A 12,255-nucleotide genomic window follows, 5' to 3' on the forward strand; every position below is an offset into this window, starting at 1 on the left:
CGCCTCCTGCACATCTCCCTCGACGGCCTCAGCAGCCGCAACACCGAACCCCTGCCCGAACCCGCAACCCACCCGGACACACCCAGCAACGACTGACCGAGGATCCAGCTCTTCTCGCCTGCCGCGCCTGGGCAACGGATCGAGCACATGGGGTACAGCCCGCCGATGCACCAGCCGAAGCCTTCACTGAAGCGCGGTCACAACCACCTGAAGCGCTCAGCCATACGCGTCTTCGGGCGATCACCGAAACAGCTTGCATCTTGCGACCGTTTGACGCGCCCGAAATGGCCGTCCGCATCCGGCACTTCGACTGAGGCAGTGACCGGCGCGAAGCGCATCGAACGCCGTGCGGTCATGCGGCACTCAGTGCTGCCACACGTCCGCGCCGCCGCCCCGCCACTCGACCAGCCCGGATTCCCGCACCCACGCCTCGTCTGCGTCCTCCAGACCCGCGAGGCGCAGGAACTCGACGATGTCCAGCAGCCCGTACGCCATCCCGCGGAAATGGTCGCCCACACGAACCCGCCGGCCGCCATCCTCGGCGGGCGGGTAGATCACGATGGGCTGTGCGTCGGCCATAGCACCAGGGTGCGCTGTGTGACGGCCGCGCGCATGCGGGGCGGTGGTGGCGCTTGTTCCGCTTGGTCCCGTTCGGGGTGCCGTTGGTCTGCCCGGTGGCAGGAGGGGCAGCTGCCGCCTCGTGAGCACTCGCCTGTCTGCCGACCAAGGACGCCCAGTACCGGCAGGTGGCCGAGTCGCCGACTGTACGCGCACCAGCCCCGCGGGCGCGGCTTTCGCGGATCACCGCACCAGGAAACACCCTCCGCGTAGACCGTGCAGGTAATTCCCGCCGACTCACCTCAGCTCAAGAAACCGTAGAACTTCTGAATTCCCATACATAACACCCCGTCAGAAACAGCGAATACGTTCGGGGCGTCCTTTTCCGCAGGCGCGCAACGCGCCCGACCCTCAAAGGATCCCCATGCGTATTCGCTTGTGCCTCGCCGCGCTCTCGCTGGTCGGCGGGACGGCCGGACTGGCCGCCGTCTCGGCGTCTACGGCATCGGTCGCCACCTGCTCGGACATCGACGTCGTCGCGGCTCGCGGCACCTTCGAGCTGGGCACGCTGGGCGCGATAGTCGGCGACCCGGTGTATTCCGCCCTGCAGAAGAAACCGACGGGCAAGAACCTCACCAGCTACAAGGTGAATTACCCCGCGGACCTTTCCCTCACCTCGGCCGCGCAGGGCAATGCCGACCTGGTGAATCACGTGAACAGCCAGGCGGCGGCCTGCCCGAATCAGCGTTTCGTTCTCGTCGGTTATTCGCAGGGCGCGAACGTCGTCGACAACTCCATCGGAATCAGCAGCGACGGCGCGGTGGTCGGCAGCCCCATCGTGGCCACCATCCCCGCCGCACTCGAACCGAGGGTCGCGGCGGTGCTGCTGTTCGGCAACCCGATCCGGGCCCTGGGCAGGAGCGTCACCGGCACCTACCAGAGCCGCACCATCGACTTCTGCGCCAAGGGCGACCCCATCTGCGAGAACGGCGGTACCGACGTCCTCGCGCACCTCGGCTACACCTCCGACGCCGACGCGACGGCGGCCTTCGCCGCGACCAAGGTCTGAGCGGACGGACACGCAGGACGGGCCCGGGAGGAGCTCCTCCTGGGCCCGACTCTGTTGCAGGCAGGGCTACTTGGGCTGCCCGGCGAACTGCGCGAGGTGGCTGGAGACGATCTCGGGCCGCCCGTTGTTCTGCACAGGGGCCGCGGTGAGCACGTCAAGGTGCTGGTAGCCGTCGGCGACCACCGGATGGAGGCCGGCCGGGATGCGGCCCGCCAGCAGCCCGTCACCCGCGGGCACGGTCAGCGTCGGTTTGGCGGTGAGCCCCTCGGGGTGCACGACCAGCTGCTTCACCTGTGGGGAGGTGGCCAGTTCGAGGTCGGTGACCAGTTTGGTGGAGAGGTACTGCCGTAGGGCGGCGGGGACCGTGGGTTCGGGCAGTGCCCAAGTCTGCCTGATCCCGTGCTTCGGCTACCGCGGCGCGGTCGGATCCAGGTCCGCGTGCAGCAGGTGGTGGTCCGAGTACCGGCTCGGATGCACACCGTGCCCGACAGGGACGATGCTGCGCAGGAAGACGTAGTCGAATTTGCTCTGCCAGTCGGTGGTCGGCTTGCAGGTGCCGGTGGACGACGGCCGGCACTGGGGGTCTGCATCCGCGGCCAGGGCCCACATAGGGGTGAGTTCGGAGGCGTCCGGCACGGCGTTGAAGTCGCCGAGAACGATCGCGCGGTCGTGCCGGGCGACGGCCGCGGCGAGTACGCGGACCTGGTCCGCTCGGACCGTCTCTTGGCGCCGCTGGGCGAGGTGTGTGTCGAAGACCCGGACGGACCGGCCGCCCACCGTGGTGGTGACCGCCAGGTACCCACGGTCTTCGGATCCACCGTCGGGGTATTCCACCTTGACGGGGTCTGTCATCGGCGCCGCGGAGAGGATCGCCTGACCGAAGCCGCCCGGACTCCACGGCAGTCCCCCGCAGCGTCCCCAACTCCGAAGAACCGCCCCGTACTCGACGTGGTAGACCAGCCCGTAGAGGCTCTCCAGATAGTCCCGGATCCTCTCGACGTCACGCACGCACGCTTCTTGCAGGCCGACGACCTGAGGCGCATATGTGGCGATCTCCGCTGCCCGGTCGGCGTTGCCTGCCTTGCAGGGGTTGCACATGTTCCACGTCATGACGCGGTTGGGAACGACATCCCTGACGGCATCGGCGGGGAGCGCTCTGGCAAAGGGGGCACCGCTCGGTGCGCTGGGGCCGACGAGCACCATGCAGGCCAGGATCACGGCGCCCGCGAGCATCCGCGTGCTCCTTCCGAACACCGTCGCCTCCCCGGGGTTGGCCCACATGGCATTTACCGTCTCCCTGCACGAGGTTATGAGAACGGGCCGCCTGCACCATGCGGTGCAGGCGGATCTCGTTGCACTCGGCAAGTAGGCGTGCTGGAGGTCGGCCAACTGTGCGCGTGCCTGCGCCTGCAGCTGCCCGGCGCCCCACAGGGGTGCCGGGCAGCGGGCGATCACGTCAGGACGAGCTCCAGCACGGTGACCGAGAGCGGTGGCACGATGCTGGTGAAGGATGCTGCCGCGCCGGTGACGGTGCTTGTCCTGGGTACCAGTGCATCGGGGTCCGTCAGCGTGTTGGTGGCCGTGCGCGAGCTGCCGGTCAGGACCGTCGCGGTGGCCTGCCTCCTGACCCCCTTGGCCAGCCCCTTCAGCTCGACCGGCACCTTCTGCTTCTCCGTCCCTGAGTTGACGACCGCGAGGTAGAGACGGTTCCCGGAGCGGGTGGCCACGGTGGCGAGGCCGGGCAGCGCACGGGCGGTGGCCGGCAGCACGGTATTGCCGAGCCTGCTCGTCAGCATGTGCTGAGCCCAGTAGCTGGGCGACACATAGCTGTTGAGGTTGTCGTAGGCGATCAGGTTGGTGGCCCACACGTTGTTCTTGACGTGCGAGAAGAGCGGCGCGTAGCACTCCATGAGGACCTGGTCCGAGTTGCGGATCAGCCCGGCCAGCCAAGCGGCGTCACCGAGTGCCGCGTTGAGGTCGGGTGTGGGGCGCCCCTCCTGCGCGGCCCATTCCCCGACGAACACCTTTGTCGAGTTGCGGTCCCGGTTGTCGTACTTGTGGGTGGAGGCCTGGGCGGCGGACGGCGCCAGATAGTAGTGCTCGTCGATCAGGTCCGGCGTGCGGCTCGTCACCGTCGTCGAGGCGATCAGCTTCAGGTGGGGGTACTTCGCCTTGATCGCGTCGTAGAAGGCCGCGAACCGCTCGTCGTAGGACCCGGAGGAGTCGAACCAGTCCTCGTTGCCGATCTCCACGTACTCCAGCGGGAACGGCTTCGGGTGACCGTCGGCCGCGCGCTTCGCGCCCCAGGTGCTGGTCACGGGGCCGGTGACGTACTCGATCTCGTCGAGGGCGTCCTGGATGTACGGCTTGAGGGCGTCGCCGGTGACGTGTTCGCCCTTGAGCGCGTAGCCCGCGAAGACGGCGAGGACCGGCTGGGCGTGCATGTCCTCGACCCATTCCAGGTATTCGAGGAGTCCGAGCCCGTCCGTGGACCAGTAGCCCCAGGCGTCGTCCATGTGGCCGGGGCGCTCCCAGACCGGGCCGATGGTGTTCTTCCAGTTGAACCGGGTCGCGATGGTGTTGCCCTCGAGGAAGTTTCCGCCGGGGAAGCGCAGGAACTTCGGCTTCAGGGCAATGAGTTTGTCCATCAGGTCGGTGCGCAGGCCGTTGGGGCGGTTGTTGTGGGTGGGCGGGAAGAGGGAGACGTGCTGGAGCCACAGGGTCTCGCCCGCGGCGGCGGGGTCGGCGGTGGTCACGGTCAGCCTCGCGTCGCCGGTCACCGGGGCGCCCGAACCGGTGCGCAGGGTCAGCTCGAAGGGGCGGTCGGGGAAGGCGGTGCCGATGTGGGGCACGCGGGCGGAGGCGTACACCGTCGTGCCGTCCGCCGACTCGATGGTCACCGTGAGCGGGCCGATCCGGCGCGACGCCTTGGCGAACAGGCGGGCGGTGTAGGTGGTTCCGGGGCGCACGGGTATGCCCCAGAAGCCGTCGTTGGCGACACCGGCCCGGTTCCCGGCTCCGGTACCGCTCGGCAGTACGACCTTGAGGGAGCGGTTGAGCGCGGCGTTGAGCGGGTTGGTGGTGTCGAGTGCGAGGGTCGTTCCGCCGACGGCGGACCAGCGCACGGGCGAGGTGTCGCTGGCCATCATCGAGCGGTTCTGCACCAGTTCGGCGTAGATGCCGCCCTCGCCGGAGTGGTTGATGTCCTCGAACATCAGGCCGGGAAGGATGGGGGACACGGCGTGCGCGGGGGTGGCGACGTCCACGCTCAGCAGCGGAGTCGTGGTCTCCACAGGGACTCCGGCCAGTGCCGCGACCTGCTCGGAGGTGAGGACGGACGGGAACATCCACACGTCGTCGATCAGGCCGTGCCACTGGTCGACGTGCCCACCGCCGTAGAGCGCACGGCCTATCGCGGTGTCGCCGCTGCCGGCCCAGCCTGCCGTGTAGGCGGTCTCCCCTTCCAGCACACCGTTGACGTAGAGACGGATGACGCCGGCGGTCGGATCGCTGACGCCGACCAGATGGGTCCAGGTGCTGGTGGTGGGTGCCGAAGCGGCGGCCGCCACCGCGGCGGCCTGGGTGGCGTCGGAGTCGAGCCGGGCGAAGGCGAAGGTGCCGGTGTCGTCGCGCAGGCCCAGGTAGAAGGCGCTGACGACCTTGCCGTCGATGCTGACAGCGGTCTGGTAGCCGCCGAGTTGAGCGAGGTTGACCCAGGCGCCCACCGAGAACGCCTTGGAGGTGTCGAGGGCCGGCCCGGACGCGGTGGCGTTGCCGCCTGCCGTGAGGCCCAGGCTGTGGGCGCCGACCTTGCCGGTGTCCCAGCCGGCCGCCCCCTGGAGCGTCGCGGTACGGCCGTTGCCGGAGGAGTCTGCGGAGGAGGTGCCGGAGCCTTCGTCGAAGGTCCAGCGGGCGGCCGCGGCGGGGAGGTCCGCGGCAGTGGCGCTTGTGGTCGCGCCGGTGAGTTCGACGGCTCCGGCGGGGGCGGTGGCGGCGAACGTCCCGGCCAGGGAGGCTGCGCCCAGGACGGTGAGGACGGTTCTCCGGGGCACTCCGGGTTCTGAAGGCATGCGGCTCATTCCTCTGTGACGGACCGTTGCGTTGCGTACCGGCCGGAGTCGGGCAGCCTGCCTAAGCCGTCAGCCGACATTGTTCGATATCTCGTACTACGGTCGGTACTTCGAGCAGCAGGGATCTTAAGGTGTTGGTGAGGTCCGTCAACACCCCTCGTACAGCAATGGTCTGCCCCGGGTTGGACGGAGTCGGGCCACTGGAGGGTTGACCGCTCGGCAGCTGATCGACACCGGACAGGTTCCCGACCCCCCACCCCCAAGCAGGCCGAACTGGCCACGGCCCGCAAGCGGATCACCGAGCCCGCCCGATGGCTCGCAAGGGTCGTTCCGCGCAGCGGGCCCGCCGGGTGCTGCACGTGGCAGGGTCCGGCTACTACGCCTGGCGCAACCGCGCGCGACCGCGTCGAGCATGCCCTTGCGGTCCTCTTCGGTGAGCGAGTCCGCGTAGCCCTTCTGATAGGAGCGGCCGATGTTGTACGTACGGCTGACCCGAGCAGGTGACCCCGGTCGGACACGTGCGCCGACGCCTACACGCCCGCCACCTGCAGACGACCAACTGACGGATCCTTGGCTGGATCAGGCCCATCCCCAACCTGCAGAGACCGGCCTCCTAACCTGCGACCGTCTCGGTGAACTGATTGGTGTCGAAGAGCTCGTTGATGTGTCCGCCGAGTTCGGACCAGTGCTGTCCGGAGAGTTCGGCGGCGGCACGGGCATCGCCGGTGGCGCAGATCTCCACGAGCCGGTCGTGGTGTTCGATGGTGTTGCGTCCGCCGAGCAACGTGGAGAACTTGCGGTACAGAATGCGGTGGATCTGCGGGTGCAGTTGCTCGACGATCCGGCTCAGTACGGGATTGTCGGCCGCCCCGATAGGTACCGCGTGGAAGCGGTCGTCGGCCGCGAGCGCGGCGGCGGTGTCGTTGGCGGCGACGGCCCGTTCGAAGTCCCGGTTGGCCTCGCGCATGGCGTACAGGTCCTGCTCCGTCATGACCGGCACGGCCGTCTCGACGGCGAGCTGGTCGAGGGAGCGCAGGACCGCGAGGGTCTTTTCGACGTCACGGCGGTTGAGCGTGGTGATGCGCGTGTAGACGCCGGGCTTGGCCTCGACCAGGCCGATGTCGGCGAGCCGGGCGAGCGCCTCGCGCACGGGGGTGCGGCTGAGTCCGAGACGCTCGGCGAGCTCACCGTCCTTGACCTTTTCTCCGGGGCCGAGTTCGCCGCGCACGATGGAGTCGCGCAGGCGATGGAAGACCTCGTCGCTGAGCAGGCGGCGGGAAACGGGGCTGTCGAGTGACATATTGCGTACAGTACATCGCCCTATACGGCCCCTCCGGTTGTGGCGCCGGTCCTGGCTCGGCGGACGAGTGCCCGGGCCAGGACCAGCGCCGGGTCGATGAGAGGGACGTCCACGGCGTCCTCGGGAAGGCCCAGCGGGATCTCCGTGCAGCCGGCGATCACCGCCTGCGCGCCCTGTTCGGTCAGGCGTCGTGCGGCGCGGGACAACAGCGCGGTCGTCGTGCCGTCGCGCCGGCCGGATTTCACCGCTCGGATGGCGGTCATGACCTCTTGGTCCTGGCCGGCGCCGTCGGGCAGAACGAGGCGGATGCCGAAGCGGTCCAGCCACTCCTGGTACAGCCCCGCCCGGACGGTGCCGGTGGTGGCGAGCAGTCCGGCGGTGTGGAGGCGGGGAGTCACGGCACTGAGGTGCCGGGCGACTTCGCCGATCATGTGGACGATGGGCAGGCCGACATGGTCGGCGATGCGGGGGACGAAGGCGTGGGCGGTGTTGCAGGGGATGGCGATGACCGTGGCGCCGGCCTCGCGCAGGACGCGGCTGCCGTCGAGCAGCCAGGGTGTGGGGTCGGGTCCGTCGCCGAGCAGGGCCCGGGTGCGGTCGGGGATGGTGGGGTCGGACCAGATGACCGTCCGCAGGTGGTCCTGGTCGCTGGCACCGGGGGTGGTCGCGACCAGCTTGGCGTAGAAGTCGGCGGTGGCGGCCGGGCCCATGCCGCCGAGGATGCCGATGATCTCGGTGGTCGGGGTGTTCACTGTGCGGGTTCCTTGCGCAGCGACGGGGTCTCGGGTTCGGCCGGGATGTCGGCGCCTTCGCGGGTGGCGCGTTTGGCTGCGCGGCGGTTCTCGGAGCTGTCGACGACGGCGGCGGCGAGGGAGTTGCCGATGACGTTCACGCCGGTGCGGGCCATGTCGACGATGAAGTCGACGCCGAGGAGCAGGGCGATGCCTTCGGCGGGCAGGCCGATGGAGTTGCCGGCGGCGATGAGGACGACGATGGAGGCGGAGGCGACGCCGGCCATGCCCTTGGAGAGGATCACCAGCACGCCGACCATGAGCAACAGGGCGGGCAGGGACGTGTCGGCGCCGTAGGCGTTGGCGAGGAAGACCAGGGCGGCGGCCTGGTAGAGGACGGAGCCGTCGGTGTTGAACGAGTAGCCGAGGGGGACGACGAACGACGTCGTGGACCGGCTGAGGCCGAACGCTTCGAGCCTGCCCATCAGCGGCGCGAGCACCGACTCGGAGCTGCGGGTGACGAAGGCGATACCGGCCAGTCCGGCGATGGACTTGAGCAGTTCGACGTAGCGGATGCGGTAGATCGCGGCGATGAGCGGGAAGAGGGCGCCGATGACGACGGCCAGGCCCGCGTAGACCACGGCGATGAAGCCCAGCAGGCTGCGCAGGTTGCCGAAGCCGTAGTAGGCGACGTCGTAGGAGATGAAGCCGAGCACGCCCAGCGGTGCGATGTGGATGACGTAGCCGACGACCTTGAACATCACCGCGGCGACGGACTCCAGGACGGCGGCGAAGGGCTCGGACTTCTCTCCGATCGCGGCCATGGCGATGCCGACGAGGAGGGCGAAGACGATCGCCCCGAGCAGATTGCCCTCGCCGAACGCGGCGAAGATGTTCTTCGGTACGGCGTGCAGGACCAGCTCGTGGAAGTCGATGCCCTGGCTCAGACCGTCCAGGTCCTTGGCGTCGGCGCCGTGGACGGGGGCGCCCTTGCCGATCCCCGTGAGTTTGGCCAGACCCACCGCGATCAGCAGGATCACGGTGGTGACGAGCTCGAAGTAGAGGATGGCCTTGCCGGCGATCCGCCCGACCTTCTTGACCGACTCCATGCGGGCGATGCCCAGCACGATGAGCGGGAAGACCAGGGGCAGGACGACGACCTGCACCAGGTTCAGGAATACGTCTCCCAGGATCTTCATCTGTTCGCCCGCGGACGGGGCGAGGGATCCGATCAGGGCGCCGAGACCGACGGCGATGATCGATTGGATGCCGATCGGCATGTTCAGGCACCGCCGTAGGAAACCCGAGGGCCGGGTCGGTGAGGTGTTCGCGCCGGTGGGTCGGGTGTGTGCAGTGTCCATGAGCCCCTCCTGCCATATGCAATATATTGCGTTCTGCGTGTTGGTCAGCAACACTGAGGCCCGACGCGGCGGCCTGTCAAGGGGGCCCGCAACACGAGGAGCAGCACATGGCTGTACGCATCGAGCACGACCTGGTCGGAGACAAGGAGATCCCCGCCGACGCCTACTACGGGGTGCACACCGTGCGGGCGGTGGAGAACTTCGCGATCACTGGAGCGACCATCGCCCAGTTCCCGGACCTGATCACTGCACTGGCCTCGGTCAAGCAGGCGGCCGCACGGGCCAACCGCGAACTGGGCCTGCTGCCGCCGGACATCGCCGAAGCGATCATCGAGGCGTGCGAGGAGATCCGCTCCGGCCGGCTGCACGAGCAGTTCGTGGTCGACCCGATCCAGGGAGGGGCCGGAACCTCCACGAACATGAACGCCAACGAGGTCATCGCCAACCGGGCCCTGGAGCGCCTGGGTCACCCTCGCGGCTTCTACGACGTGATCCACCCGCTCGACCACGTCAACCTCGGCCAGAGCACCAACGACGTCTACCCCACCGCCGTACGCCTGGCCCTGGTCACCTCGCTGCGGCGGCTCGGCAACTCCATGAAGGTGCTGGCCGACACTTTCAGCGCGAAGGCGGATGAATTCACTGACGTCCTCAAGATGGGCCGCACTCAGCTCCAGGACGCCGTCCCCATGACGCTGGGCCAGGAGTTCACCACATACGCCGTCATGATCGAGGAGGACCGCCGGCGTCTGACCGAGGCCGCCGCGCTACTGCTGGAGTCCAACCTCGGCGGCACCGCGATCGGTACCGGCATCAACGGCCACCCCCGTTACGCCGAACTCGCCTGCGCCCATCTCGCCGAGATCAGCGGCGAAGACGTCCGGCCCGCAGGCGACTTCATCGAGGCCACCCAGGACTGCGGTGCCTTCGTCCAGCTGTCCGGCGTCCTCAAGCGCGTCGCCGTCAAGCTCTCCAAGACGTGCAACGACCTGCGCCTGACCTCCTCCGGCCCCACCGCCGGACTCGGCGAGATCAACCTGCCGCCGGTGCAGGCGGGTTCGTCGATCATGCCCGGCAAGGTCAACCCGGTGATCCCCGAAGTCGTCAACCAGGTCGCCTTCGAGGTCATCGGCAACGACCTCACGGTCACCATGGCCGCCGAGGCGGGACAGCTCCAGCTCAACGCCTTCGAACCCGTCATCGCCTACAGCCTGTTGCGCTCCCTGACTCATCTGCACGCAGCCTGCGACACCCTGGCCACGCGCTGCATCCCCGGCATCACGGCCAACCGGGCACACCTCCACGACACGGTCCACCGCTCGATCGGGCTGGTCACCGCACTCGCCCCGTACGTCGGCTACGCCGCCTGCACCACCCTCGCCCGCCAGGCCCTGGCCACCGGCCGCATGGTCAAGGACCTCGCCGCCGAGGCCGGCCTGCTCACCACCGAGCAACTGGACGTGATCCTGCGGCCCGAGCACCTCACCGGGCACTTTGTCCGGCCACCGGCGACAGCCACTCCATGAGCGCCCGGCACACTGTCGGCTCCGGATCCGGACACCAGGGCTGGCGGCACCGGCAGGTCAGGCCTGAGCGGTCCTGCACCTCCCTCAGGGTGTTCGCCGCAGGCATGATCGCCGGTCCGCCGGTGAGGGCGATCGGCAGGCGCGTGGACGACCTCCCCCTGCCGGCCGCGGTGATCGGGGCGGCACCGTGGCGGCCGCCCCGACTGCCGTACCGCTGGCTGGTGAGCGCGGCCCGCCCACCGGCTCCGCCGCAGCGCCGGAGCCGCGTTCCGGAGTCGAAGTCCTCGCGCAGCCGACCTGCGGCCTTGGCTCGATGCCCCCTGGGAAACCGCAATGATCACCAAATCCGTGCCCGCACTACTACCCGCCCCTGACGCCAAAGACCCGCACAACCACGGAACTTGAAGCCGCTTGGTTTCGGTCTGCGAATGTTTCGGCTCGCGAATTGTGCGAGAGGTATTGACGTCATTCACGGGTTCCCTATGATCCGGTTGCTCGACACTTCGATCCTTGTTCGTGATAGCGAACACGTCAGAGCAGCACCGCATCGAGAGTCCGCACAGTCTCCGACGGCGCCAACCGGAACCGCCTACTCAAGGATGACGAGGTCCCCATGCGCAGACTTAGCTTCAGTCGCAGACATCCGTCTGTGGTGCTCGCCGCCGCGGTTGCGGCCCTGGTCTCGTTGGCGGCGTTGCTCGTCGCCAGTCCCGCTCAGGCGGCCACCAGCGGTGCCTTACGCGGCACCGGTTCCGGCCGGTGTCTCGATGTGCCGGGCGCCGCCCAGACCGACGGCACGTTCCTGCAGATCTGGGACTGCAACGGCGCCGGCAACCAGCAGTGGACGCTGACCGACACCAACCAGCTGACGGTGTACGGCACCAAGTGCCTCGACGTCCCGGGCCACGCCACCACGGCCGGCACCAAGGTGGAGATCTGGTCCTGCAACGGCGGCACGAACCAGCAGTGGTACTTCGCGCCCAAGAACATCTGGGTGCTGGTGTCCCAGTGGGGTGCGTGGCCCTTGTTCTACCGCACCTCCAGCGACCCCACCAACCCCAACAGCTGGTCCGACCCGCAGCCGCTGTTCACCGGCAGCCTCCCGGGCGCCGCCCCGATCGACCCGACCGTGATCGCCGACGGCCAGAACATGTACCTCTTCTTCGCCGGTGACAACGGCAGCATCTACAAGTCGACCATGCCGATCGGGAACTTCCCGGCCAGCTTCGGCTCGTCGTACACCACGGTCATGAGCGACACGGTGAAGAACCTGTTCGAGGCGCCGCAGGTCTACAAGGTCCAGGGCCAGAACCAGTACCTCATGATCGTCGAGGCCCGGGGTGCGACCGAGCAGCGCTACTTCCGCTCGTTCATCGCCTCCAGCCTGAACGGTCCGTGGACCCCGCAGGCCGCCACCGAGTCCAACCCCTTCGCGGGCAAGGCCAACAGCGGCGCCACCTGGACCAACGACATCAGCCACGGCGACCTGGTCCGCAACAACCCCGACCAGACCATGACCATCGACCCCTGCAACCTGCAGTTCCTCTACCAGGGCAAGTCCCCCACCGCGAGCGGCCCCTACGACCAACTGCCGTGGCGGCCGGGTGTGCTCACCCTGCAGCGCTGATCTGCCTGATCCA

9 protein-coding genes and 1 pseudogene are annotated in these 12,255 nt (G+C 68.5%); 3 read left to right on the forward strand and 7 right to left on the reverse strand.

Annotated elements, in window-relative coordinates; all coding sequences use genetic code 11:
* Positions 1-363: 363 nt before the first annotated feature.
* Positions 364-579 carry a hypothetical protein gene (locus tag IH68_RS0148570; protein ID WP_030950179.1) on the reverse strand — a complete coding sequence of 72 codons (216 nt, stop codon included), beginning with the start codon at positions 577-579 and terminating at the stop codon, positions 364-366.
* A 403-nt stretch (positions 580-982) separates the two neighbouring features.
* On the opposite strand from IH68_RS0148570, the gene IH68_RS0148575 reads away from it, so the two are divergent.
* Positions 983-1,627 (forward strand): cutinase family protein, encoded by a 645-nt coding sequence (locus IH68_RS0148575; RefSeq protein ID WP_030950181.1) that lies wholly within the window; start codon positions 983-985, stop codon positions 1,625-1,627.
* Positions 1,628-1,693: 66 nt separating this feature from the next.
* Here IH68_RS0148575 and IH68_RS0148580 read toward each other — a convergent pair.
* The 6 genes and pseudogenes from IH68_RS0148580 to IH68_RS0148605 form a co-directional block, all read right to left on the reverse strand.
* Positions 1,694-1,972, reverse strand: a pseudogene (locus tag IH68_RS0148580) (hypothetical protein); the annotation flags it as partial.
* Between the two features lie 63 nt (positions 1,973-2,035).
* Positions 2,036-2,908 (reverse strand): endonuclease/exonuclease/phosphatase family protein, encoded by an 873-nt coding sequence (locus IH68_RS0148585; RefSeq protein ID WP_030950186.1) that lies wholly within the window; start codon positions 2,906-2,908, stop codon positions 2,036-2,038.
* Between the two features lie 170 nt (positions 2,909-3,078).
* Complete coding sequence (locus IH68_RS0148590; protein WP_030950188.1) at positions 3,079-5,697, reverse strand: LamG-like jellyroll fold domain-containing protein; 2,619 nt, start codon at positions 5,695-5,697, stop codon at positions 3,079-3,081.
* Between the two features lie 613 nt (positions 5,698-6,310).
* Positions 6,311-6,997 (reverse strand): GntR family transcriptional regulator, encoded by a 687-nt coding sequence (locus tag IH68_RS0148595; protein WP_030950189.1) that lies wholly within the window; start codon positions 6,995-6,997, stop codon positions 6,311-6,313.
* Positions 6,998-7,017: 20 nt separating this feature from the next.
* On the reverse strand, positions 7,018-7,749 hold the full coding sequence (locus IH68_RS0148600; RefSeq protein WP_030950191.1) for an aspartate/glutamate racemase family protein: 732 nt from the start codon (positions 7,747-7,749) through the stop codon (positions 7,018-7,020).
* Positions 7,746-9,089 (reverse strand): dicarboxylate/amino acid:cation symporter, encoded by a 1,344-nt coding sequence (locus IH68_RS0148605; protein WP_234341852.1) that lies wholly within the window; start codon positions 9,087-9,089, stop codon positions 7,746-7,748. The genes IH68_RS0148600 and IH68_RS0148605 overlap by 4 nt, the downstream gene beginning before the upstream one ends.
* 107 nt (positions 9,090-9,196) lie before the next feature.
* On the opposite strand from IH68_RS0148605, the gene IH68_RS0148610 reads away from it, so the two are divergent.
* Both IH68_RS0148610 and IH68_RS0148615 read left to right on the forward strand, forming a co-directional pair.
* Entirely contained in the window at positions 9,197-10,615 is a 1,419-nt protein-coding gene (locus IH68_RS0148610; RefSeq protein WP_037886640.1) for an aspartate ammonia-lyase, read from the forward strand.
* A 613-nt stretch (positions 10,616-11,228) separates the two neighbouring features.
* Positions 11,229-12,242, forward strand: a complete 1,014-nt coding sequence (locus IH68_RS0148615) for a non-reducing end alpha-L-arabinofuranosidase family hydrolase (protein ID WP_030950196.1) — start codon at positions 11,229-11,231, stop codon at positions 12,240-12,242.
* Positions 12,243-12,255: the final 13 nt, after the last annotated feature.

The sequence above is a fragment of the Streptomyces sp. NRRL S-646 genome (assembly GCF_000720765.1).
Taxonomy (GTDB): Bacteria; Actinomycetota; Actinomycetes; order Streptomycetales; family Streptomycetaceae; genus Streptomyces.

Bases quoted from the DNA above. Each gene is read 5' to 3' on its own strand.
- IH68_RS0148570 (WP_030950179.1), bottom strand. From the start codon at position 579: ATGGCCGACGCACAGCCCATCGTGATCTACCCGCCCGCCGAGGATGGC.
- IH68_RS0148575 (WP_030950181.1), top strand. From the start codon at position 983: ATGCGTATTCGCTTGTGCCTCGCCGCGCTCTCGCTGGTCGGCGGGACG.
- IH68_RS0148585 (WP_030950186.1), bottom strand. From the start codon at position 2,908: ATGTGGGCCAACCCCGGGGAGGCGACGGTGTTCGGAAGGAGCACGCGG.
- IH68_RS0148590 (WP_030950188.1), bottom strand. From the start codon at position 5,697: ATGCCTTCAGAACCCGGAGTGCCCCGGAGAACCGTCCTCACCGTCCTG.
- IH68_RS0148595 (WP_030950189.1), bottom strand. From the start codon at position 6,997: ATGTCACTCGACAGCCCCGTTTCCCGCCGCCTGCTCAGCGACGAGGTC.
- IH68_RS0148605 (WP_234341852.1), bottom strand. From the start codon at position 9,089: ATGGACACTGCACACACCCGACCCACCGGCGCGAACACCTCACCGACC.
- IH68_RS0148610 (WP_037886640.1), top strand. From the start codon at position 9,197: ATGGCTGTACGCATCGAGCACGACCTGGTCGGAGACAAGGAGATCCCC.
- IH68_RS0148615 (WP_030950196.1), top strand. From the start codon at position 11,229: ATGCGCAGACTTAGCTTCAGTCGCAGACATCCGTCTGTGGTGCTCGCC.